A 23,443-nucleotide genomic window follows, 5' to 3' on the forward strand; every position below is an offset into this window, starting at 1 on the left:
ACCGTCTTCAAGGGGACTGGATCGAGGGCATCCACTGGGTGCGGATCAATAGTCGTTGTGTGCGCTATAACCTGGAGCTGATTCAGGATTGGCTGCACAATCGAGATAACCCCAAGGCCCACATGCGGGCGATCGAGGTTTATCGACAGGGGTTGTTGAGTTACCCCCAAAAGTCACGAATAAGGAAATAGTGCCCTGTGGTTTGTCAACGTCCCTGCCCTCAACGAAAAGGAACCGATTGCTAAAGTTGGCTCTCCAGCGCTAAGTCTGAAATCAAGAACAAGAAATAGAGGTGTCTTGAAACCAGGTTTATATGCGTTATGCGCAAGGTGCTTCTTCTAAAGCGGAATCAATGGCACCCAAAGCGAGTAAGGAAGCACGTTGGGGCTCATTTAAACCTCGCGCCCCAGTAATATTGGTGCCTTCATAAGGGCGAGGAATGTGCCATACGGCCAAACATTGGCCTGTGCTCACCTGCCACAGCCGGATAGTCGCATCATCGCTGCCCGTCGCCAGCCATTGCCCATCGGGGCTAAACACCACCGATCTGACCCAGCGGGTATGACCCGTTAAGGTCTTGTGGCACTGTCCCGTGCTTACTTGCCACAGCCGGATAGTCGCATCATCGCTGCCCGTCGCCAGCCATTGCCCATCGGGACTAAAAACTACCGATCTGACCCAGCGGGTATGGCCCGTCAAGGTCTTGTGGCACTGTCCCGTCCTCACCTGCCATAGCCGTATAGTCGCATCACCGCTGCCCGTCGCCAGCCATTGCCCATCGGGACTAAACGCCACCGAGCTGACCCAGTCGGCATGGCCCGTTAAGGTCTTGTGGCATTGGCCCGTGCTCACCTGCCATAGCCGAATGATGGCGTCATCGCTGCCCGTCGCCAGCCATTGCCCATCGGGACTAAACACCACCGAGTTGACACAATCAGTATGCCCTGTCAATGTCTTGTGGCATTGGCCTGTGCTCACCTGCCACAGCCGGATAGTCACATCATCGCTGCCGGTCGCCAGCCATTGCCCATCGGGACTAAACACCACCGAGTTGACACAATCAGTATGCCCTGTCAATGTCTTGTGGCATTGGCCTGTGCTCACCTGCCACAGCCGGATAGTCGCATCATCGCTGCCGGTCGCCAGCCATTGCCCATCAGGACTAAACACCACTGAGCTAACCCAGCGGGTATGGCCCATCAAGGTCTTGTGGCATTGGCCCGTGCTTACCTGCCACAAACGGATAATCGCATCATCACTGCCGGTCGCCAGCCATTGCCCATCGGGGCTAAACACCACCGACTTAACCCAGCGGGTATGGCCCGTCAAGGTCTTGTGGCATTGGCCTGTGCTCACCTGCCACAAACGGATAGTCGCATCACTGCTGCCGGTAGCCAGCCATTGCCCATCAGGACTAAACACCACCGATCTGACCCAGTCGGTATGGCCGGTCAAGGTTATGTGGCATTGGTCTGTGCTCACCTGCCACAGCCGGATAGTCGCATCACCGCCAGTCGCCAGCCATTGCCCATCGGGACTAAACACCACCGAGCTGACCCAGTGGGTGTGGCCGGTCAAGGTTTTGTGGCATTGGCCTGTACTCACCTGCCATAGCCGGATAGTCGCATCATCGCTGCCCGTCGCCAGCCATTGCCCATCGGGACTAAACACCACCGACCTAACCCAGCGGGTATGGCCCATCAAGGTCTTGTGGCATTGGCCCGTGCTTACCTGCCATAGCCGGATAATCGCATCATCACTGCCGGTCGCCAGCCATTGCCCATCGGGACTAAACACCACCGACCTAACCCAGTCGGTATGGCCCATCAAGGTCTTGTGGCATTTGCCTGTACTCACCTCCCACAGTCGGATAGTCAGATCGCCACTGCCGGTCGCCAGCCATTGCCCGTCAGGACTAAAAACAACTGAGTTGACCCAGTCAGTATGACCTGTTAAGGCTTTGTGGCATTGGCCTGTACTCACCTCCCACAGTCGGATAGTCGCATCACCACCGCCCGTCGCCAGCCATTGCCCATTAGGACTAAAAACAACTGAGTTGACCCAGTCAGTATGGCCTGTCAAGGTCTTGCGGCATTGGCCCGTACTCACCTGCCACAGCCGGATAGTCGCATCATCGCTGCCTGTCGCCAGCCATTGTCCATCGGGACTGTAAGCAACTGTGCTGATGACCCCAAACGGATTAGTCAGAGCGGGTTTAACCCATTGGGTGTTGGCTAAGTTCAACCCATGCAGTTGCAATCCCTTTAGGTAGGCTTGTCTAAGGGTGAGTTGAGAAAAGTCAAATTGCTGAACCTCTGATTGAGACTGACACAGCAGATTTAATAGATTTCCGGCGGCATAGCCCTCATCCCAGCCAGGGTGCTGGCGAATTGTTCGCAGGGAATCGCTGACTTGTTGAGCTAAGTTGACAACGCTAACTGTGATGGGTTTGAGGATAAGGCGAACTTGAGTTTCTCTCACATAGTCTTTAGCAGTGGCTTGTATCAGAGCATGGGTATGAAATAAGTCAAATCCCTGGGTCTTCAGTTCACTGTTAACCTGCTCCACAAACCGATCTATAGCAAATTCCATGATCACGTTTTGCAGGGTGAACTGCTTGCCTACTGTTTCTACTAGATAGCGATCGCTCAATCCCCTCAATGCCCCCCGCACGTCCTGCTTTGTCACTGGCGGCAGCAGGTCTTCCATCAACTCATCCAGGCCAACGGGTTCGCGGTTAATGGCCAGCCAAAACAAGACCGATTGCTCTAGGGGAGCAAGGCGGCTCAGGTGCTGGTCTAGCAGGCTCCGCACATCGTCTACTACTGTGCCGTACTCTTGTAAAAAGTCATTCACATCCCCAAAAAACTCTTTTTGTATCGCCGTTGCCACCAGATGGAGTGCTTGGGGGTTACCACTATAGCGACGAATCAACTCATCTCCCTGGGTATCCGCCTCATCTAGTTCCAAATCCTTGGTTCTCAAAAGTTCGCGTCCGGCTTCGGTGTCAATTCCCACCACTGACCACAGCCGTACCGGTAGATTATTGCCTGCTAGGGGTACCAGTTCTCTAGGACATTCTCGGCTAGTGAGTAGCAGGCAGCTTTGGTGCTCGATGCGGCCAATGTGCTGAATCAGTTCGCCATAGCCTTCGTAGCCATCTCGGTAATGGCCCGCTGTTTCGGCCTGCAAGATCGACTCCAGGTTGTCGAGCACCACCAGGCAGCGATGTTCGCGCAGGTAGTGCAGCAGGCGAATGATGCGCTCTCCCAATCGGGTCGGCAGGTTGATTTCGGTCTCTTGCTGGTCAGAGAGAAACTGAATCAACCGCACCAAGATTTCATCCAGGGGTGGGGCTTCTCGCAGGCTGCGCCAGATGACGTAGTCAAACTGCTCATAAATCTCATCCGCCAGCTTCGCCACCAGAGAGGTTTTTCCGATACCACCCATCCCCAGCAATGTAACCAAACGGCACTCTTCAGCGATCACCCAATCATTCAGGGTCGTTAGCTCATCAGTGCGACCAAAGAAGACTGCCGTATCTGGCTTCTCACCCCAGTCAATTTTGGGAGCAGCCTGTCTATCCAAACTGGCGGATTGAGGTGAGGTTGAGGATATGGGAACCGTCGTGGCTTCAGCAGATAGAGCGAGTGCTTGCGCCTCTTGAGACGTCCGAATCGTCTCTAAAGGGGCAAATTCCGCCAATAAGTTTAATACTCCGTCGATACCACAGCCAGTTGGCCCTTCAGCCCAATCCAGCAGTGCTTTTACCCGATTTCCCTGTGCACCAATACCCGATGTCAGGATGCCTCGAGGGAGGTCTAAGGCAAACACAATTTCTTCAAATTGGGATGATGGCAAGGCGTTCAGTAATTGAATGAGGCGTAAACGCTCTCCAGGACGGAGGAGATTATTCGTCTCCGAGTTGCTGGACTGAGAAGAGATAGCCTCTGCTTCCGGTATCCCATAGTCAGATGTAGCTAGTTCCAACCCAAAAGCAGCAAACAGCAGACGTATAGACCCTTCATCCGTGGCCTCAGTCTGATCGCGAATTTTCTTGATTGTCTTAATGCTGAGATCGGCCCGTTCCGACAGTTCTGCTTGAGTAAAGCGCTTGCCGTATTTTTCCTGATCTTGGGCTGCTGCGATCGCAGCTTCCAGGCGTTGCTTACCGCGATCGGTCAAGACCACACCACGTTGACGACGGCTCATGGCGGCAGACGGATAGATGACGATTCAGTGCGATCGGGAACTTAAGGGAAAGTTCACAGGGATTTCATTAATCATATGCGATCTTTCCTGGCCCGGCCCAGCTGCTGAAAGGCTAGCTCCACAAGGGTTATCACCAACAGTATCGGGCGCGGCCAAAATTGCCGACAACTTTCTCCTAACCCACCCAAGTTTCCTGGGAGATCTCTGACTTTTTTTGTTTACTGGCCTCATACCGAGTTCAGTCAATCGCCATGTCAAGGAACCTTTCTACCCTATCCCCATCCTCTGGCTTGACCACCTTCCAAGGTCGAGGCACCATCGAGCGCACCATTACTTCCTCAACCCCAGGGCGTGTCTACTTTCAGGCATCCTACTGGCCTGCCCGATTCGTTCAGCCTGATGCTTCTGGTGCCCTGCACCCCGGTACCCCAGTCGAGATAGTGGACCGTGACGGTCTAACACTCTTGGTTCAGCCCCTGTCCTAGCGGAGGCAACTCCATGAAACAACAAGAGCCGCGTAGGTGGCTTTTAAAATTGACGTTCAAAGCTGTGAAATATCTGTTTCTCAGTCTGGCAGGCTGTACAATCGCCTACATCATGGCCTTCATACTGGGGTATTACCTAATCACCGAGGTCATCTTGATTGTTGTAGAACACTTGCTGCTGCGTGCCTCGGTGTTGATTGGCTGCCTGACAGCGATCGCTATCATCACCGAGTCCCTGCGGTACTAATTTTTCAATCCATGACAACCCCAGTGTCAGCAAGAGTATTAGTCGCAAGGAAAGTAGACACCCTGATTCGTCAAGCCGCTTTCATCTAAATCAAAGCTCCGGCACCTGGAGGTCGCGCTTCTTCCCGGCATAGTGGCGGTAAATCACCTCCGGACTATTGCCCACCCACTTAGCCACATCCTTGGCGTCAATATCGGCCTCCAGGCACAGGGTGATAAACGTATGCCGACACTGGTACGGGCGACGATACTCGCTCACTACCCCCTGCTTGACCAACTGCGTCACAAGGCCATCAATCTGCTTGCCGTGGCGGTTCTTGTACCCCTTCCAGGCGTGGTTCAGAAAATCGCCAAAGTCAATGATGCCCCCCTTCTTGCTGCGGAAGATAAATGCCTCCGGGTCGCAGTTCTCAGGGCGCATCGCGTTCCAAATCTCCCGCAGTTGTCGGTTGATCGGGAACCGCCGCTGGGGCTGGGTCTTGAGCCCGCTTTTCAGCGCCAGCCCCTTGGTGCTGATGGTGATGGCCTGCTCGAACAGGATGAAGCGATCGTAGATGTGTTTCCACTGGAGGGCGTTGGCCCCTTGGGCCGGTCTTCGACCATCGTCTTTAGGGCTGGGTTTCGGTAGAAACTAAAAACTGAACCAAGAAGCTACACTGCATCCAACCCTTAAAACCAATAGAATGAACTAGTAGGCATCTCCACCAAAATTAGGGAATATTTAGGGAACAGAAAGCCACAAGATTCAGAAAAGCCGATATCAAAGGGTTCCCAGGGCTTTGAGCAACCGCCTCCTAAGCGGTAGGTCGCGCGTTCGAATCGCGCCAACCCTGTTGGTTATTCCGGCGTTGCTGAATAGCAGTATGAATTTGTGGAATTCTAAATGAGTTCTCAAAGTGTCTAGCCTTTGCTTCATACTCTGGATCAGCAACGCTCGCAATTTGCATGGTGTCACCGTTATGGGGGTGGTAGCTAACAGGTTGTGCGGGGTTGTGAAGCCTGAATTAGTCGCTTAGCGGCAGCTAGCAATGATCGTTGCGAACGCTGCCGTCGGGCAGGGTCGTATTGCAAAATTGGGCTCCTTCCAGGTTGACCGTGGCCGCGTTACGCGCATGTTGCAGATTGACATTGGTCAAAATTGCCCCTTGCAGGTTAACCCCCGTCACATCAGACAGGCTGAAGTAGGCATCGGTCAGGTTAGCGTCAGACAGATTGGCATCCACCAGCGCCGCCATATCAAACTCCACCCCCTGCAGATTAGCCTGACTCAGGTTGGCTCCTCGGAGTGAAGACCCATGCAGCGTCAATCCTGAGAAGTCGGCTCCCTGTAGGTCGGCGTTGGTCAGATCTTTGTACTTTAGTCCTTGCCCCACATGGGTGCAGTCGGTGTTGGGCTCAATAACGCAACCGTTGATTACTAGGGGCTCAGCCCTAACCACCTGATGGCTACTACAGGCCATTAGCCCAGTCATCATCATGAGGGCTACTCCACGTTTTCCCACGTTTACAAGCATGATTGACCTCCCAAGAGAGGAGTTATGAGTTGCTTACTTAGCCTGGAGCTGTTGGGACCAAATGTCAATAAATAGAGGGTATCAGTTTTGGGGTATCAGGTTCAAAGCCCCACACCCGCCAACTATCCGTGCAATCTACTTCTCCACATAACTTAACGCTTTTCTTATTGGCAAAAATTCTCAATTGTGGTGACATGGTTTTGTTGAGAACTTGAGTCAATAAGGATGTTGGGTGTCGGGTATTGGGTATACGGTTCAGGGTTTAAGGTTCACGGTTCAGGATCCGGACACCTTGCACCTTGCACCGTCTACCTGACACCTGACACCCGACACCTTTCATAGCCCTTATCTAGAGGAACCCATAGAAATGGCTGATGGACTTTTTTGGACGCCGCTGTTGCGATCGCTGGGCTGGTCATTTCGCGCCACCGAGGATGTGGGTGCGCCGCTACTGGCCGGTAACGATCGCTTTAAAGATCTATCTGGGCGGTTGCTGGGTGCCCATGTCGCCCACGCCGGGCTGATCGTTTTCTGGGCCGGAGCTATGACCCTGTTCGAGCTATCCCGCTTTGACCCAGCGCGTCCCATGTACGACCAGGGGCTGATCCTGCTGCCCCACCTGGCCAGCCTGGGCCTGGGGGTGGGGGCCGGTGGCCAGGTGGTCGATACCTACCCCTACTATGCGATCGCCATGGTGCACCTGATTAGCTCGGCAGTACTGGGGGCAGGCGGCCTTTACCACGCTGTCCTGGGGCCAGAACGGCTGGATGAAAAGGGCTTTGGCTACCGCTGGCAAGACGGCGGCAAGATGACCACCATCCTGGGCATTCACCTGATGCTGCTGGGCATCGGTGCCCTGCTACTGGTGCTCAAGGCCACCCGTTTTGGCGGTCTCTATGACCCCCTGGTGGATCAGGTACGGCTGGTGCAGCCCAACCTCAACCCGGTGCGCATCTTTGGCTATCTGTTTGGCTTTGGCCCCCACGGCTGGACCTTAGCCGGTATGGCCAGCGTTGACAACCTGGAAGATGTCGTGGGTGGCCACCTGTGGGTAGCAGCGCTTTGCCTGAGCGGCGGCCTGTTCCACATTGTGTCAAAACCCTTTGCCTGGGCCAAGCAGCGGCTGATTTGGTCCGGCGAAGCCTACCTGAGCTATAGCCTGGGTGCCCTGGCGATCGCCGGACTCAGCGCCGCCGTCTTCGTCTCCGTCAACGACATCGCCTACCCCAGCATTTTCTACGGCCCCATTGACAGCACCACCTCCGTCCGCACCGCCCTGGCCAGCGTCCACGCCGGACTCGGCTTTTTAGCCCTAGTCGGCCACCTCTGGCATGCCTTTCGTGCTCGTGCCGCCGTCCGGGGCGTGGCCTGGGGGACCTTCTTTGACGTGATGGCGAAGGAGTCAGGGCTAGTGGGGGTGAGGGGGTGAGGGGGTGAGGGGGTGAGGGGGCGAGTGGGTGAGTGGATGGGTGGATGAGTGGATGGGTGGATGAGTGGATGAATCCGGACAGTAAACCTACCCATCTACCCTCTACCCTCCCACCCATCTACCCTCTACCCTCCCACCCATCTACCCCCTACCCTCCCACCCATCTACCCCCTACCCTCCCACCCATCTACCCCCTACCCATCTACCCCCTACCCATCCACCCCCTACCCATCCACTAATTGCAGAGACAAATCACCAAAAAAAGGAGACTCCCTAAAATGACCATAACCATGGAATCACCTTCCCAAATCCCCTGGCGGGCGGGCAATGCTCGACTGGTGGATCTCTCGGGACGGCTGCTCGGTGCCCATGTGGCCCATGCGGGGCTGATTGTATTCTGGGCCGGAGCCATTACCTTATTTGAAGTGGCGGGGTTTGACCCGGCACGGCCCATGTACGACCAGGGGCTGATTGTGTTACCGAACCTGGCCCGGCTGGGCTGGGGAATAGGCGACGGTGGCCAAATCGTTGATACCTATCCCTACTTTGTGATTGGGGTGCTGCACCTGATTAGCTCCGCGTTTTTGGGGGCGGGTGGCCTTTTTCATGCCCTGCGGGGGCCAGCCCAGCTGGAGGGTAAGTTTTCCTTCTTTGGCTACCGTTGGGACGATGCCAACAAGATGACCACGATTTTGGGCATTCACCTGGTGCTGCTGGGGTTGGGCGCGTTTTTGCTGGTGGCCAAGGCGACTAGCTTGGGCGGTTTGTACGATCCAGCGGTGCAGCAGGTGCGGATCATTAGCAACCCGACCCTGAACCCGCTGACGATTTTTGGCTACCTGTTCGGCACTGAAGGCCGGTTTTGGTTGGCCAGTGTGGACGACCTAGAAGATGTCGTCGGGGGCCACATTTGGGTGGGGCTGATGTGTGTGCTGGGCGGCATCTGGCATATTCGTACGGTACCTCGCCCCTGGGCCAAGCGGCTGTTTGTCTGGTCGGGGGAAGCGTATCTCTCCTACAGCATTGGCGCGGTGAGCCTGATGGCCTTTGTGGCCACGCTGTTTGTGTCGGTGAATACCCTGGTGTTTCCCACCGAGTTTTATGGGCCGCCCCTGCAGCTAGTGTTTGACCGCTTTCCGGTGTTTCGCAGCGTCGATGGGGCGCTGACGGCGCGGGTGTGGTTGGCCAATGCTCACTTCTGGCTGGGGTTCTTTTTCTTGCAGGGGCACCTGTTCCACGCATTGCGGGCGGCGGGCTACAGCTTTAAGGAAGGCAGAGTGGTGCAGCCCATGCGAGGACAGGTGAGCTAAGGGCACGTGCAAACGTTCCCTTGGGCTTGTTTTTCTACATTCCAGCCATTCACCCAATATTATTCACGGACAGCGACTGAGCGATGACCATTACTCAACCGAATCCCCTCAAGCCTCTGGGCTTTTCCGATGACGCCACCCTGGCTGTCAACTATGTAGAAGAGTCTCTGAACCCCTACTCCTGGTGGGCAGGCAACTTTCGCTTTGTCGACCTATCGGGTAAGCTCCTCGGTGCCCATGTGGCCCATGCCGGGCTGATTGTGCTCTGGGCCGGGGCCATGACTCTGTTTGAACTGTCGCGGTTTGACCCCTTTTCACCGATGTACGATCAGGGGCTGATCTTACTGCCCCACCTGGCCAGCCTGGGCCTGGGGGTCGGGGCCGGGGGTGAGATTATCAGCACCTATCCCTTTTTTGTGGTCGGAGCGGTGCATTTGATCAGTTCCGCTGTGTTGGGGGCCGGGGGCGTATACCACGCGGTGCTTGGCCCTGAGAAGCTCGACCCCAAAGGCTTTGGCTATGACTGGCAAGACGGCCGCAAGATGACCTCGATTTTGGGGATTCACCTGGTGCTGCTGGGGGTGGGGGCGCTGCTGCTGGTGGTTAGGGCCACCGTAGCTGGCGGGCTGTACGATCCGGCGATCGCCAATGTGCGCCAAATTACCCAACCCACCCTCAATCCTCTGACCATCTTCGGCTATCTGGTGGGCATCACCTCCGAGGGTTGGAGCCTTAAAGGTATGGCAGCCGTGAACACCCTGGAAGATGTGGTGGGCGGTCACCTGTGGGTGGGGGCGATCTGCATTTTGGGCGGCATCTGGCACATTCGCACTGAGCCCACCCGCTGGGCCCAGGGATTGTTGGTTTGGTCGGGGGAAGCCTACCTGGCCTACAGCCAGGCGGCCCTGGCCTCCATGGGCTTTTTCGCCGCCTACTTTGTCTGGGTGAATGGCACCGTCTACCCCGAAGTCTTCTTTGGCCCCGTCGGTACCACCACGGTGGATGGCGTTATCACTACCCGCACCTGGCTGATGCTGTTCCATGTAATTTTTGCCAGTCTGCTACTGGCGGGGCATTTCTGGCACGGGTTGCGATCGCGCGCCATTGCCGCCGGGTACAACTTTAGCCAAATGCAATTTAACCCTGGTGCCCTCTACGGCGACACCCAGTTCAACGACGGCCCCCTGGTGCAGGGCATTGTGCAACCCTTTCGCCAAGACCCCCAGCAGGGCAACCTGGCCACTCCCCTCAACAGCAGCAGCATTACCCTCACCTGGCTGAAAAACTTGCCCATTTACCGCCCAGGGCTAGCCCCCATCACCCGTGGCCTGGAAATTGGCATGGCCCACGGCTATCTGCTGCTCGGCCCCTTCCTCAAACTCGGCCCTCTACGCAATACCGACGCTGCTCTCCCTGCCGGATTCGGCGGTGCCTCTGGACTGGTGATTATTCTCAGCCTCTGTCTCTTTCTCTATGGCGGTGCCGTCTTCCAGGGCCGCGCCAAACCCACTGGCGAACTCCCCGGCAACCTCACCACCTACAAAGACTGGAGCTTCTTTACCTCCGGCTTTTTGATCGGCGGCCTCGGCGGCGTCACCTTCGCCTGCTTTATTTTGCTGGAGATTCAGCGAGCAGGGATTGGGGTAGGCGAGTGGATGAGTGGATGAGTGGATGAGTGGATGAGTGGATGGGTGGATGAGTGGATGAGTGGATGAGTGGATGAGTGGATGAGTGGATGAGTGGATGAGTGAGTACTGCTGACCACTTATCTCGATCCTGTAAACCTCAGTTACTCACCCATCTACTTATCCATCCACCCTCCTACCCATCCACCCTCCTACCCATCCACCCTCCCACCCATCCACTATGACCCTCCCCCTACTTAATTACTCCCCCTCTAGCCAAAACCAGCGGGTTCGCAACTTTGAAGTCCCTGGGGACGAGCAACCGAGGTTGTTCTCCCTGGACAATGTACCGGACAATGCCGAGATGGATGCTCTGATTTGGGCGGCTTATCGGCAAATCTTCAATGAGCAGCAGATGATTGCGGCCCATCGACAGAAAGTACTGGAGTCGCAGTTGCGCAATGGTCAGCTGACGGTACGCGACTTTATTCGCGGGCTGCTGCTGTCCGATTCGTTTCGGCGGCTGGTGTTTGACACCAACAGCAACTACCGTTTTGCGGAGCTGTGCATTCAGCGGGTGCTGGGGCGGCCTCTCTACAACCAGCGAGAAACCCTGGCCTGGTCAATTGTGCTAGCTACCCAGGGATTGCCTGGTTTTGTGGAAGCGTTGCTCAACAGCGACGAGTACCTCGATCAGTTTGGTGACGCCTGCGTGCCCTACCAGCGCCGTCGCATTCTCCCCCAGCGGACCACAGGGGAATTGCCTTTTGCCCGCATGGCTCGCTATGACGGCCATCATTTAGATCAGCTCCTGCGATCGGGACAGCTGCGATCGCCTGTCCCCGACGTCATCGATCGCAGTGCCGCCGTCTACCGCCGGGTGATTTTTCTGGTGCCCGCCACCTCCGTGGCTGTGCTGGTGGCTACGCTGCTGGTGGTGGCAGCACCGAAATAGGGTGATTAAGGAACAGTGCACGGTTTACGGTGCACGGTACAGACCGCAAACCGTAGACTGCATACCCGACCCACCCACCCCTGCCCCTCCCAGGCGGGGAACCAACACCCGATACCCGACACCTAGCCGTGATCCCAATCGGGCCGAATGCCCTTGCGGCTATTGAGAAACCGATCGATCGCCATTGCCGCAATGCAGCCATCCCCAGCCGCCACCACCGCCTGCTTGAAGGGCGTGTTGCGGATGTCGCCCACGGCCCACACCCCTTCAACACTGGTGGCCATCATCGCATCGACCTGCACACCGCCGTCGGAGTTGTAGGCCACCTGGTCGCCCACAAAGTCGGTGATCGGCTTCGAGCCATTTTGGTAGATAAACACCCCATCTACCGGCAGCGCCACCGGGTCTTTGGCGGTCTTGGTGCGTACCTCAATGCCCGTGACCCCGCTGTCATTGCCAGCAATGGCCAGTAGGCGCGATCGCGGCCAGTGCTTCACCGCCGGATGCCCCAGCAGCGATTGAGCGTGGTCATCCGCCGCCAGCACCTCCTTGAAGGTGACCCAGTGCACGGTGTTGGCAAACTTGGTCAACACCTGGGCCTCTTCTAGGGCTTCGGTATTGTTGCCGATCACCGCCACAGCGCGATCGCGGTAAAACGCCCCATCGCAGGTGGCGCAGTAGCTCACCCCCCGGCCCAAAAATTCGGCCTCGCCCCGAAACGTCGCCGTGCGCCCCATCGCCCCCGTCGCCAGCACCAGCGCCCGACCCCGAAAAATACCCTCGGGCGTATAGACCTGCTTCACCTCGCCATCGAGATCAAGGCTGTACACCTGCGATCGCTGGTACACTGCCCCAAAGTCCACCGCCTGTTGTCGCATTACCTCTAGTAGGGTTTCACCGCTGACATCCCCTGCCACCCCAGGGTAGTTGGCAATTTTATGGGTAATGGCCAAGGCCCCCACCGCCGGATTTTTGTCTAAAATCACCGTTTTGAGACTAGCTCTGGCTGTGTAGAGGGCACAGCTACACCCCGCTGGCCCACCGCCAATGATAACGACATCGAAGTCAAGGGTTTCCAAGGTGGGGGCTCTGTTTTTGGGAAAGGGGGGGAGATGGGGGAGGGGGGGAGATGGGTGAAGAAGTAAAGGGGTGAAGGGGGGGATGAATGGCGCTGACTCATCCACCCATCCACCCATCCCCCATCCACTCAGGGCTTTAGCTCAATCAGGGGGCGGTCAGAGGAGGCTGATGACACCCCTTGCCAAAACTCCAGAATGATCTGGCTGACGGGCTGGGGGTGATCGTAGTGAAAAAAGTGCCGTCCTTCGGGGCAGCTCCAGAGGCTATCGCCGGGCTTGAGCCAGGGCTGCCACTGGGCCTGGGCGTTGGGGTCGACGATGGTGTCGTGCTCTCCCCGACACACCAGCAGCGGCGGAATGACTCCCCCAGGTGAAAACTGGTTGTGGTGCCCGATGGAGTGAGGCGTCAACTCGGTATCAAGCACCTGGGCCAGCAGTTTCGCCTGGGCTAGGGTCTGCCCTAGTACCTGGGGGCCGAATAGCATTCGTGCCATTTGCATGAGAATAGCCTTGCGATCGCAGGGCAACAAATCTCGTAATGCATAGTAGTGGGCATGCCACCCCACGGCTGGGTTGCCCCCCACCGACAACAGCGTCAGTGACGTCACCCAGTGGGGATGCAGCCGGGCGTAGAGCAAACCCAATGCCCCGCTCAGCCCATGCCCCAGCAGATGCATCGGTCGCCCCTGCAACCGCATGTACTGATGCAATAGCCCCAGCGCCGTTTCGATGCAACAGGGCTCATCGGGGGTTTGGTAATAGCCCCAGCATCGCAGCTCCGTTTGGCGATTAAGCTGACGGCACAGGAGCTGGTCAAACGGCCTCAAACTTGGGTTAAGGCACAGCCACAGAGTATCGGGAGGATTGGCCATGAGGAAAGGGGGAGTGGATGGGTGTGAGGGTGGATGGGTGGATGGGTATCGGGTATTGGGTGTCGGCCTAAAACCTGACACCCGACACCTGACGCCCCTAACCTCCCATCGCCGCCTTGATCTGCCCACACCAAGTCTTGATACGTTCGTCGGTTTTGTCAGGCTCGTTGTCTTCGTCTAGGGCCAAGCCACAAAACTTACCATCGCGCAGGGCCTGAGATTCGCTGTGCTCATAGCCCTCCGCAGACCAGTGGCCCACGGTTTTACCGCCCAGGGAGGTGATTTTTTCCTCCAAAATGCCCATGGCATCTTGAAAGTTGTCGGCATAGCCAATCTGGTCGCCAGTGCCAAAGTAAGCCACCGTTTTACCGGTGAAGTCAACCTGGTCGAGGTCGTCAATTAGGGCATCCCAGTCATCTTGAACATCGCCAATGTTCCAGGTGGGGCAGCCGATGATCAGGCAGTCATACTCGGCTAGGTCGGTGACTTCCTTATCGGCAATGTCAAACAGATCTACCACTGAGTCGCCCCCCAGGGCCGCCTGAATGCGCTCCGCTGCATCAGCGGTCTTTCCGGTAGTTGAGCCGTAGAAGAGTCCAATGTTTGCCATGATGTGTCTTTGTCCTTATTTGAAAATTGAAGCAGCCAGTAGCGAACAATAACGCCGAGTAGTTGGGTAAAGAACTATCCCCAGAACGCGCCATAACCGGGAAGAACTGACAACGACAACCGCCACCGGACAGCTCATCTAATGACAGCAACCCTAAGGTCAGCCAGCGGTCTAGTAAGAGTAATTGTTCTCATTAATGGCTCACTCAATAGCTCTGGTGTCCTGCAAGGTCTCTGAACGGCCCTCGAAGTAAAAATTCGAGCGATCGCTCTATACCAGAAAATCTAGGGATTCAATCCCATAACCCCACAGAATAAGCATCCAGATCCTACCTCTGAGCGATTTTGCCCGACGGTAAGATACCTAAATAACTACTCAAGCATTCATAGCTTATTGAGAAATAAAATCAATAGGCTACGGACACTATACTACATCTCAACACTAATGAGAACAATTCTCTTCAGTCAGGCAGCACAATTTCAAAAGTAGGGCCGATAACCCCTGGGGATGGGGAGTCTAGGTTGAACCCTGGCCACATCACAACCTTCAGATTGACATAACTCGCTCTAACGGCGATCGCAGTCTCTGTCAGTACCAACGGGGTCACAGCAAAAGCGGGGCTATCGACTCGCTACTACCGGGTGGGGCAGAGCTGCCGCCGCTGGATCGAGTTAGATTTGCCTGAGGTCACAGAGCTGCGCCGCTACTTTGACCGCGAGAGCGATCGCCACCGCTTTGTCAGCGCCTCGGCCCTCGACCCTAGCTGGATGGATGATGTGCCCGACGGGCTGCCCGAAGCGCGGCTGATTCTCGCTGAGGGGCTGCTGATGTACTTTGAACCAGATCAGGTGCAAGCCCTTCTTGACCAAATCAAGCAGCGCTTTCCCGGCGCGACCCTGGCTTTTGATGCGGTGGGGGGGGTGACGAAAGGGAACGGTGCTAGGCAGCTAGCCAAGATGGGAGCACCCCTGAAGTGGTTTATCAACACCGAAGCCGATGTGGCAGCGATGGGGCTGAGGCTGGTGGAGGTGCGATCGCTGCGATACTCCGGCAGGCATTCTCACCCACGATGGGCGGCTGTCGTTTCAAAACCAGGCGGCCTCGGCTATGGGCGAAACCCAATTTTTGCCCATAGAGCATCGCCGAGCCGTTTTTGACAGTGGCTTGACCCTAGACTATGCAGAGCCAGGGCGCTACACCATTCCTCCCCAGCTCAATCAGCCCGCCCAGGAGTTGGCCATTTTAGGGATAGACATTGACCCTCGCTATGGCCGGGTCGTGTTGGTCAGGGGGGTAAGCGGCGATCGCACCCCAGCCTACTAAGGGGCGCTTTACTGTGCCGAAACCACTACGCCATCGCCCGACTGCACCCGCCAAAGGCCTGCGTAGATGCCCTGCTGCTCTAGTAGATCTTGGTGGGTGCCCTGCTCCACGATTTGGCCTCTGTCCATCACATAGATGCAGTGGCTGTGGCGAATGGTGGAGAGGCGGTGGGCAATGGCAATGGTCGTGCGGCCCTGGGTGATCACCGCCAGAGATTTCTGAATCGCCGCCTCTGTCTCGTTATCCACCGCCGAGGTGGCTTCATCCAGCACCAAAATTGGCGGGTCTTTGAGAATGGCGCGGGCGATCGCCAGTCGCTGCCGCTGCCCCCCCGAAAGTTTCTGCCCCCGTTCGCCCACAATTGTGTCGTAGCCCTGGGGCAGTTCTTGAATGAATTCATGGGCCTCGGCCTGCTGGGCGGCGTGGATAATCTGCTCGCGGCTGGCCTCAAACCTGCCGTAGCCAATATTTTCCGCCACCGTACCGTGAAACAAAAACACATCCTGGCTGACCCAGCCGATACAGCGTCTGAGATCAAGCAAACTGAGATCGCAAATGTCAGTGTCATCGATCAAGATGCGTCCATGCTGCACGTCATAAAAGCGCAGCAGCAGTTTCACCAGGGTGCTCTTGCTGGAACCAGTGGCCCCGACGATGCCGATGGTAGTTCCGGCGGGGATGTGCAGACATAAACGTTTGAGAACGGGATTGCCATCATCGTAGGCAAAGGTGATGGTGTCGAATTTTACGTCTCCACGAACATGGTTGAGTGGTAAGGCATGATTGCCGGTCGGAATGGCGATCGCCGTATCCAGCAGCCCCATCACCCGCCGGATGGATGCCATCGCCCGCTGGTAGCTGTCCATCAACTGACTCAGGGTGGCAAAGGGCCACAGCAGCATTTGCACAATGAATACCATAAACCCGTAGGTGCCGACGGTGATTTGCCCCCTGAGGGCAGCCACCCCACCCAAAAATAGGGTGGCCAAAAAACCGGCCACCACCGTAAACCGAATCAACGGAAAAAACGCCGCAGACAGGGCGATCGCCCGTGCATTACTGCGACGATAGGCCTCGCTTTCCAGGGCAACGCGATGGCCCTAGGGCCGGTCTTCGACCATCACGCTCGTAGGCTTCGGCGGTGAAACTTTTGATGGTGGCAATGCCGGTCAAGTTATTGGTCAAGCGGCTGCTGATTAGTCCGCTTTTTTCGCGTACATCGGCATAGCGAGGGGCCAATCGTTTTTGAAACGTCCAGGCCCCCAAAAAAATCAGGGGAATAGGCAGCATGGCAAAAGGGGCCACCTGCGGCGCAATCCAGATAAACGTGCCGCCCACGGCAAGAACCGTCGTAAGAAATTGCAGAATATTGGCGGCACCCGAATCAAGAAATCGCTCTAGCTGGTTAATGTCGTCGTTGAGAATCGACAGCAGCATCCCCGTACTGCGCGTTTCAAAGTAGCTCAGCTCTAGCTCTTGCAGGTGGCTGTAGGTGTCGAGGCGCAACTGGTGCTGAAGGGTTTGGGCGAGGTTGCGCCACTGGCGATCGTAGAGAAATTCAAACAGCGATTCGATGCTCCAGATTATCAGCGTCAGTAGCGAGAGTATGCCCAGTTGTCCAATGGGGTTGGTGATGCCAATGCGGGCAATCTACGGGTCTTCTTGTTCCACAATCACATCGACGGCAACGCCAATTAAGTAGGCCGGTGCCAGGTCACAGAGTTTGTTGAGGATGGTGAAGAGGCTGGCATCCACACGTGAGGACGATAGGCTCTGGCGTAGCGCAGCAATCGCAGCAGGGGATGGGGATGAGCAGGGGAAGTAGTCATTACACTTAGGAGGCATTGTTGGATTTTGTGGACCGGGTTGCTGATCAATCGCTCATTGGCCTAACCTTGTCGCTAGAATTGGGGTATTGAGGCATAGAAGCTATGGGCAGGATCTTGCTGTGGAGTTGGAACACTACTTTGATTTTCTCGGTGCGGATGATATCCGGCTGAAAGGGACGCGCATGGGCATTGAAACGATTCTCTATGCCTATATTCATCAACAGCGCACGGCAGAGGAGATTGCTCAGATCTACCCCCAGATCGCCCTTGAGCAAGTTTATGCAACGATCCTCTACTATTTGCATAACCAAACTCAGATGACTCAGTACCTAACAGATTGGTTAGACTATTGCGCTCAAAGAGAGCGAGAGCAAGACGAAAATCCATTGGCGATTGTTGCTCAATTGAAGCAGATGAAGGCAGAACGTAGCGTTGCGACGCATGGCTAGGTATTTGATTGATGAAAATTTGCCTCCGAGTTATCAAACGCAGCTATTGAGACGAAAACCAGACCTAACGGTTTGGGAGGTCGGCAATCCTGGAACTCCGCCAAAAGGAACACAAGATCCAGCAATCCTTGAATGGTGCGAACAGCGTGGCTTTATTTTGGTGACGAATAATCGTCGCTCTATGCCAAGTCATCTGGCTGAGCATCTTGATCGCGGACAGCATATTCCAGGGATTTTTGTGCTTAGACCAAAGGCATCTTGGCGAGAAATTCTTGACGATCTAGTTTTGATTTCTGAAGTAGATGATTTAAGCGATTTTTTTGATCGCATTGTTTATTATATTCCACTTTAAAGTTTTCATTGGTTTGTGACTCATGGGTTTGTTCAGTCAATTAGGGATTGCAGGGAACGATGATTTTGCCTGTTGATGTTGGGGATGAGTGAGTTTAAGGTGATGCGTTACGCTGCGCTTTTCTTGATGCCGACAGGCTTTACGCATCCTACAAGATCGGCGATCACTGCGGTCGCCAAAGCCAGGAAGCAAACATATAAAATTTCAACAGAAGGACGATAAATCAATCGATCCAGTTCTCACTCCCTAGGGGTTCCTTTGCCAAAGTATCCCGGCGCAACCGCCACTGGGGCAAAAACTGACTCATCAGCGCCTTAAACCGCTCATTGTGGTGCCGTTCCAGAAAATGCACCAGCTCATGGACCACCACATACTCCAGGCACTCCGGAGGCTTCTTGGCCAGCTCCAGGTTGAGCCAGATGCGGCGCTGCTGAGTGTTACAGCTACCCCACTTCGTCTTCATCTTCCGGACGCCCCAGACCTCCACCTGTTGGCCAATGACCGGTTCCCATTGCTCCAGTAGTTGGGGTACTCGGTGCTTCAGCTGCTGACGGTACCATTCCTTTAGAACCTTGGTGCGGTTGGCCTGGGTGGTGCCGGGGTTCACGAGCAGCTGCAGGGTGCTGGGGTGCTTCACCACAATTTCGTGGCGGCCCCGGCGTTCAATCACCTCCAGGCGGTAGCGTTTGCCAAAGACATAGTGGCTCTCGCCGGTGACCATCTCCCGCTCAGACTGACGGGGCTGGGCCTGGAAGGCTTCTTGCTGCTTGCGAATCCAGCTGAGGCGGGAGATAACGGCCAGGCGGATGTTGTCGTCAGTGAGATGTTCCGGGGCGGAGACGCGCACCTGGCCATCGGGGGGGTAGACCCCCAGGTGCAGGTTTTTGATCGGCTTGCGCACCACCTGCACGGGGATATCCCGAATGACGATGGCGGCGTCTTTGACAAGGCTACTGGTACTCACTTTGTTTTTTCACGATCTCCAGGACTTCATCCACATTGACGTTGTAGCTGCCGGCTTCTTCCCGAATCACGCCAGCGATTTCCCGCTCTTTGAATCGATTGCCGATCCAATCGGCTTTCTTGGTGTAGCGTATCGCAGTGTCAAGCCGCAGGACTAAGGCTTCATCTTGTCCTAAGTTGTCGTAGAGCGATCGCTTAGCGGTGGTGTCGATGGCCGAGGGGTAGTTACCCGAGTTGCCGTCCGCTCCAGGTTTAACCTGGCGGGCCAGTTGCTTTACTTGCTCCAGGTATTCCTGGTAGCTGATGGCCTGCTGGCGGCGTTGCTCAATCAGGGCATCGAGCAGCTCTGACATGCGGTCGTAGTACTTGGGGTTGATGGGGCTTTCGTCGGTAATGATGCGCCGCAGGTTGTTCTCGATGGTTTCGGCGACGGCGTCCTGGTCGTCGCGCAGGCCTTTGGGTAGCTGGTCGAGGGCCTCGGTGCCCCGCTGCACGATCAGCTCAATCAGGCCCAGGTCTTCCAGGTCGGAGAGGGTTTCGCTGGGGTCGGCCCGGATGTAGCTATCCAGCAGGCGGCGCATGGCGGGCTCGTACTGCTTCATGTCTACGTAGTCGCCGCTGGCAATTTTGACTTCGTGGCGCATGGCCTCAAAGTGTTTCACTTCCGCCTGGATGGTGGCGATTTCGGCGGGGGAGTAACCGGCTTCGCTCATTTCGTTGGCCAGGTTGGCGTAGGCCCGCAGCAGGCTGCCTACCGCCTGGTAGAGAGCAATACGCTTGGGTTCGTTGGCGGCCAGGGCCTCTTTGTCGGCAGTGTCTTCGGCGCAGAAGTAGTGCAGGTACTCGCGGGTACCCCGGGGCAGCAGCACCGGCTCGCAGAGGGCCTTCACCTGCTCCCGCAGGTCTTCCAGGCGATCGCGGCCCTTTTCGATGCGATCGCTGAGCAGCCCGGCCACGTCTTCGGCGTCAAATTTCTCAAAGGCTCCGCTGGTGTAGTCGGTGATGGCACCTTCCAGGGACTTGAACAGGTCTTTGTAGTCCACGATGTAGCCATATTCTTTATCGTCGCCGTCGAGGCGGTTGACCCGGCAAATGGCCTGGAACAGCCCGTGGTCCTGCATCTTTTTGTCGATATAGAGGTAGGTGGCGCTGGGGGCATCGAAGCCAGTGAGTAGCTTATCCACCACAATTAGCAGGCGCATCTGGCCCGGTTCTTTTTTGAAGCGGTCTTTGACCAGTCGCTCAAACTCCTCCACCCGGTGCATGGCCCGGTCTTCTGGTTCGTTGAAGTAGTCGGCCAGCATTTTGCGGTAGATGGCGTACTGGTGCAGCTTTTCGGTTTCCCCTTCACCGGACTCTTCCCCTTTGATGTCGGCGGGGCCGGGCTTGTAGCTGGTGACGATGGCGCACTTACCGGCCAGGTCAGAGCGGCTGAACAGTTCATAGGTCTTGCAGGCCTGATAAATGCTGGAGCACACCAGCATGGCGTTGCCCCGCCCATCCATCAGCCGGGGCTTGGTTTCCATATCCAGCAGAATGTCATCTACAATGCGCTCCAGACGGGACTGGCTGGAGAGGATGTTCTGCAGGGTGCCCCAGCGCTTTTTCAGTTGGGACTTGGCCAGTTCCGAGAGGCCGCGAGTTTTGGCTTCAAACCACTGGTCCACCTTCTGGGGGGAGATCAGCTGCTGGTCAATGTCGCGGGCCTCGTAGCGCAGGTCAAGGACGACCCCATCGCTGACGGCTTCGTCGAACTTGTAGGTGTGGATGTAGCTACCGAAGACCTCCAGACTGGTCTGTTTGTCGTCTTTGAGCAACGGGGTGCCGGTGAAGCCGATGAACATGGCCTCGGGCAGCAGGGCCTTCATAGCCTTGTGGAGCTTGCCGGACTGGGTACGGTGGCACTCGTCTACGAACACAAACAGGTTGCCCTTGGCGCTAAAGTTGCTGGGCAGGTGGCGGTGCAGGTCCTGGATGAATTGCTCGGTGCCCTGGTGGGCATCGGCTTCGTCGCGGCTGCCGAATTTGTGCACCAGGGAGCACAGCAGCCAGGGGGTAGTGGCATTGAGCCGGTCGATCAGGTCGGCGCTGCTGGTGGTGCGGTAGATGGCTTCGTCCACCCCCTGGAAGACACCTTCAATCTGTTCATCCAGTTCGGTGCGGTCGGTGATGATCAGGATACGAGCATCGGTGGTGTGTTCCCGAATCCATTTGGCCAGCCACACCATGGTCAGGCTTTTGCCCGAACCCTGGGTATGCCAGAGGATGCCCCCTTCCCGTCGTTGCACCCGCTGCTGGGCGGCCTTGGTACCGAAGTATTGGTTATGGCGGCAGGTCTTTTTGGTGCCCCCATCGAACACGATGAAGTCGTGGATGATTTCCAGGAAGCGGGCCTTGTGGCACAGGCGCACCAGGGCGGTGTCGAGGGGGCTGTCGCCGATGGCCGGGTCGGTGCTGGGCCGATATTTGCGGGTTTTGGGGTCGGTCTTGGGGTTGTAGGCGGGGTTTTCTTCTTTCCAGGTGAGGTAGTACTTTTCGGGGGTTTCGATGGTGCCGTAGCGCAGGCCCTGGGTGTCATTACCGGCCATCACCAGCTGCAGGGTGGTGAAGAAGGGCTGGATGAAGTCTTTTTTCTGGTTGTCGAGGTTCTGGCGAATGCCTTTTTCGACGGTGACGCTGCCCTTTTTCAGTTCCAGCACGCCGAGGGCGATGCCGTTGACGTAGAGCACGATGTCGGGCCGTTTGTCGTTGGGGCCTTTGACGGTGACTTCTTCGGCGATCGCGAAGTGGTTGTTGTCGGGGTGCTCCCAGTCGACCAGGGGTACGGTTTGGGTCTGCTCACCGGCTCCGGCTTTGACTTTGACGCCATAGCGGAGTTTGCTGTAGACGGCTTTATTGGCATCGTAGAGGCGATCGCTGTCGCCCAGGATGGCGGCCTGGCTGAGTTCCCGCAGGGCTTTGTCGATCAGGGTGGCGCTGATGCCCTGGCGGCTGAGCCACTGGCTGAGCAGGTCTGGCTCGATGTTGCGGTTGTTGGGGCGGGTTTCCCAGTTGCCGAGGTAGGCGTACCCCAGGTGGGTTTGAAACAGTTGGACGACGCGATTTTGGGTAATGCGTTCCCGTTGGCCGACGGTGCTCACGATGGTGATTCCTCACTAGGCGTCAGGTGGTAGATTCCCTGTTTGGTGAGTGTTCCCACTGTTATAGCAACGGGAATGGGAGAATTGATAATTAATAATGAACAATTGATAATTGGAGTATATTTGAGGCCTGGACTATGGCCGAGGTCGCTATTTTCCCGAAAGTCGTAGGGTGGGCTCTGCCCACCAGCCTTAAATCAGTGACATTGACCGTCTAAACCACAGTGGCAAAGTTTAAGGATGTTTAGCGAAAAGGTGGCCCCATTACTCGCGGATGTTGCCCCGCAGAGCTTTAATTTGGCTGCGCTTGTTTTTGCGATCGAGCCGCTTTTTTTTGGCGCTTTTGGATGGCTTGGTTGGTTTACGTTTCTTGGGGGTTATGGTAACGCTTTTAATCAAGGCCTGAAGACGGGTCAGGGCGTCTTCCTTGTTTTGCTCTTGGGTACGGTACTGTTGGGCCTTGATGACGATGATGCCGTCTTTGGTGATACGGCTATCGCCCAGTTTTAGCAGCCGGTCTTTGTACAAGGGCGAAAGCGAGGATGCGTTAATGTCGAAGCGCAGGTGAATGGCCGTCGCGACTTTATTAACGTTCTGGCCGCCAGCCCCCTGGGAACGAACGGCGCTGAGTTCAATTTCGCTGAGCGGGATGGCAGTACGCTTGGTAATTTGCAGCATAGGTGGTTTTAGGCGGCTATCTCCACCATAGCGAGAGTAGGAATTTGGTGCAGAGATCGCCTATGGGATCATGCCGACCGTTTTCTGCTAGTGAGTAGCTATATCATAGCTTGCTTGATAGTCTGGGGCTTGGCGCAGCGGGCTTTCAAGGCATACCAAAGTTAAATATGGGTGCAGACCGCATATCACGATTGATAGTTTGCCAAATGGCCTCAATGATGTGAAGGCGCTCTTCTATGGACAACCCTTTCAAGTGTTCCAAGATTTCGGAATCGTTCATCGCTCTACTCAATCACTCCCGGTTCGCTCATTTCTAAGGAGGTTCCTCAGATTCTGGCCCCAGCCGAGTGTAAATACTCACCGGGAAGTTGA

General features: G+C 56.2%; 22 protein-coding genes, 1 tRNA gene and 1 pseudogene. 13 read left to right on the top strand and 11 right to left on the bottom strand.

Going from position 1 to position 23,443, the window contains the following annotated elements:
• A partial coding sequence (locus tag E1H13_RS23535; protein WP_169617309.1) for a hypothetical protein occupies positions 1–191 on the top strand: 191 nt, incomplete at its 5' end.
• Between the two features lie 127 nt (positions 192–318).
• On the opposite strand, the gene E1H13_RS23540 is transcribed toward E1H13_RS23535, so the two are convergent.
• Positions 319–4,212, bottom strand: coding sequence for an NB-ARC domain-containing protein (locus E1H13_RS23540; RefSeq protein ID WP_240966809.1), 3,894 nt, complete (start codon positions 4,210–4,212; stop codon positions 319–321).
• Positions 4,213–4,463: 251 nt separating this feature from the next.
• On the opposite strand from E1H13_RS23540, the gene E1H13_RS23545 reads away from it, so the two are divergent.
• Both E1H13_RS23545 and E1H13_RS23550 read left to right on the top strand, forming a co-directional pair.
• Positions 4,464–4,697 carry an NfeD family protein gene (locus E1H13_RS23545; protein WP_169617311.1) on the top strand — a complete coding sequence of 78 codons (234 nt, stop codon included), beginning with the start codon at positions 4,464–4,466 and terminating at the stop codon, positions 4,695–4,697.
• Positions 4,698–4,761: 64 nt separating this feature from the next.
• A complete protein-coding gene (locus E1H13_RS23550; RefSeq protein ID WP_169617313.1) occupies positions 4,762–4,944 on the top strand; it encodes a hypothetical protein in 183 nt (60 codons plus the stop codon).
• A 90-nt stretch (positions 4,945–5,034) separates the two neighbouring features.
• Here E1H13_RS23550 and E1H13_RS27020 read toward each other — a convergent pair whose 3' ends face one another.
• Positions 5,035–5,364: a hypothetical protein gene (locus E1H13_RS27020; RefSeq protein ID WP_206070924.1), complete on the bottom strand. Its 330-nt coding sequence runs from the start codon at positions 5,362–5,364 to the stop codon at positions 5,035–5,037.
• Between the two features lie 21 nt (positions 5,365–5,385).
• Between E1H13_RS27020 and E1H13_RS27025 the strand changes: the two genes are divergently transcribed.
• Both E1H13_RS27025 and E1H13_RS23560 read left to right on the top strand, forming a co-directional pair.
• Positions 5,386–5,571, top strand: a complete 186-nt coding sequence (locus E1H13_RS27025) for a hypothetical protein (RefSeq protein WP_206070927.1) — start codon at positions 5,386–5,388, stop codon at positions 5,569–5,571.
• 136 nt (positions 5,572–5,707) lie between these two features.
• A tRNA-Arg gene (locus E1H13_RS23560) sits at positions 5,708–5,776 on the top strand.
• 189 nt (positions 5,777–5,965) lie between these two features.
• Here E1H13_RS23560 and E1H13_RS23565 read toward each other — a convergent pair.
• A complete protein-coding gene (locus E1H13_RS23565) occupies positions 5,966–6,457 on the bottom strand; it encodes a pentapeptide repeat-containing protein (protein WP_169617315.1) in 492 nt (163 codons plus the stop codon).
• Between the two features lie 367 nt (positions 6,458–6,824).
• Here E1H13_RS23565 and E1H13_RS23570 point away from each other — a divergent pair, with 367 nt between their 5' ends.
• The 4 genes from E1H13_RS23570 (at position 6,825) to E1H13_RS23585 (ending at position 11,776) form a co-directional block, all read left to right on the top strand.
• Complete coding sequence (locus E1H13_RS23570) at positions 6,825–7,886, top strand: chlorophyll a/b binding light-harvesting protein (protein WP_169617317.1); 1,062 nt, start codon at positions 6,825–6,827, stop codon at positions 7,884–7,886.
• Between the two features lie 290 nt (positions 7,887–8,176).
• Positions 8,177–9,196, top strand: a complete 1,020-nt coding sequence (locus E1H13_RS23575; protein ID WP_240966810.1) for a chlorophyll a/b binding light-harvesting protein — start codon at positions 8,177–8,179, stop codon at positions 9,194–9,196.
• Between the two features lie 83 nt (positions 9,197–9,279).
• Positions 9,280–10,863, top strand: a complete 1,584-nt coding sequence (locus E1H13_RS23580) for a chlorophyll a/b binding light-harvesting protein (RefSeq protein WP_169617319.1) — start codon at positions 9,280–9,282, stop codon at positions 10,861–10,863.
• Positions 10,864–11,062: 199 nt separating this feature from the next.
• Complete coding sequence (locus tag E1H13_RS23585; protein ID WP_169617321.1) at positions 11,063–11,776, top strand: phycobilisome rod-core linker polypeptide; 714 nt, start codon at positions 11,063–11,065, stop codon at positions 11,774–11,776.
• A 122-nt stretch (positions 11,777–11,898) separates the two neighbouring features.
• On the opposite strand, the gene E1H13_RS23590 is transcribed toward E1H13_RS23585, so the two are convergent.
• The 4 genes from E1H13_RS23590 to E1H13_RS23605 form a co-directional block, all read right to left on the bottom strand.
• Positions 11,899–12,855 (bottom strand): FAD-dependent oxidoreductase, encoded by a 957-nt coding sequence (locus E1H13_RS23590; RefSeq protein ID WP_169617323.1) that lies wholly within the window; start codon positions 12,853–12,855, stop codon positions 11,899–11,901.
• Between the two features lie 128 nt (positions 12,856–12,983).
• Positions 12,984–13,727 (bottom strand): alpha/beta hydrolase, encoded by a 744-nt coding sequence (locus E1H13_RS23595; RefSeq protein ID WP_169617325.1) that lies wholly within the window; start codon positions 13,725–13,727, stop codon positions 12,984–12,986.
• 97 nt (positions 13,728–13,824) lie between these two features.
• Positions 13,825–14,337 (bottom strand): flavodoxin FldA, encoded by a 513-nt coding sequence (fldA, locus tag E1H13_RS23600; RefSeq protein ID WP_169617327.1) that lies wholly within the window; start codon positions 14,335–14,337, stop codon positions 13,825–13,827.
• Between the two features lie 460 nt (positions 14,338–14,797).
• Positions 14,798–14,944, bottom strand: a complete 147-nt coding sequence (locus E1H13_RS23605) for a hypothetical protein (protein ID WP_169617328.1) — start codon at positions 14,942–14,944, stop codon at positions 14,798–14,800.
• Positions 14,945–14,978: 34 nt separating this feature from the next.
• Here E1H13_RS23605 and E1H13_RS23610 point away from each other — a divergent pair, with 34 nt between their 5' ends.
• Both E1H13_RS23610 and E1H13_RS23615 read left to right on the top strand, forming a co-directional pair.
• Entirely contained in the window at positions 14,979–15,494 is a 516-nt protein-coding gene (locus tag E1H13_RS23610) for a hypothetical protein (protein ID WP_206070931.1), read from the top strand.
• On the top strand, positions 15,445–15,660 hold the full coding sequence (locus tag E1H13_RS23615) for a hypothetical protein (protein WP_169617330.1): 216 nt from the start codon (positions 15,445–15,447) through the stop codon (positions 15,658–15,660). The genes E1H13_RS23610 and E1H13_RS23615 overlap by 50 nt, the downstream gene beginning before the upstream one ends.
• An 8-nt stretch (positions 15,661–15,668) precedes the next feature.
• Here the strand turns inward: E1H13_RS23615 and E1H13_RS23620 are convergent.
• A pseudogene (locus tag E1H13_RS23620) lies at positions 15,669–17,489 on the bottom strand (ABC transporter ATP-binding protein).
• Positions 17,490–17,608: 119 nt separating this feature from the next.
• Between E1H13_RS23620 and E1H13_RS23625 the strand changes: the two are divergent.
• A complete protein-coding gene (locus tag E1H13_RS23625; RefSeq protein ID WP_169617332.1) occupies positions 17,609–17,938 on the top strand; it encodes a DUF433 domain-containing protein in 330 nt (109 codons plus the stop codon).
• On the top strand, positions 17,931–18,290 hold the full coding sequence (locus E1H13_RS23630; RefSeq protein ID WP_169617334.1) for a DUF5615 family PIN-like protein: 360 nt from the start codon (positions 17,931–17,933) through the stop codon (positions 18,288–18,290). The genes E1H13_RS23625 and E1H13_RS23630 overlap by 8 nt, the downstream gene beginning before the upstream one ends.
• Before the next feature lie 223 nt (positions 18,291–18,513).
• On the opposite strand, the gene E1H13_RS23635 is transcribed toward E1H13_RS23630, so the two are convergent.
• The 3 genes from E1H13_RS23635 to arfB form a co-directional block, all read right to left on the bottom strand.
• The gene (locus tag E1H13_RS23635) at positions 18,514–19,254 is read right to left on the bottom strand and encodes a SprT family zinc-dependent metalloprotease (protein WP_347404212.1); all 741 of its coding nucleotides are present in this window, start codon (positions 19,252–19,254) and stop codon (positions 18,514–18,516) included.
• Positions 19,241–22,393: a type I restriction endonuclease subunit R gene (locus E1H13_RS23640; protein WP_169617336.1), complete on the bottom strand. Its 3,153-nt coding sequence runs from the start codon at positions 22,391–22,393 to the stop codon at positions 19,241–19,243. The genes E1H13_RS23635 and E1H13_RS23640 overlap by 14 nt, the downstream gene beginning before the upstream one ends.
• Before the next feature lie 264 nt (positions 22,394–22,657).
• Positions 22,658–23,071, bottom strand: a complete 414-nt coding sequence (gene arfB, locus E1H13_RS23645) for an alternative ribosome rescue aminoacyl-tRNA hydrolase ArfB (RefSeq protein ID WP_169617338.1) — start codon at positions 23,069–23,071, stop codon at positions 22,658–22,660.
• Positions 23,072–23,443 lie beyond the last annotated feature (372 nt).

This window comes from Nodosilinea sp. P-1105, from assembly GCF_012911975.1.
In the GTDB taxonomy this organism is placed as follows: Bacteria; Cyanobacteriota; Cyanobacteriia; order Phormidesmidales; family Phormidesmidaceae; genus Nodosilinea.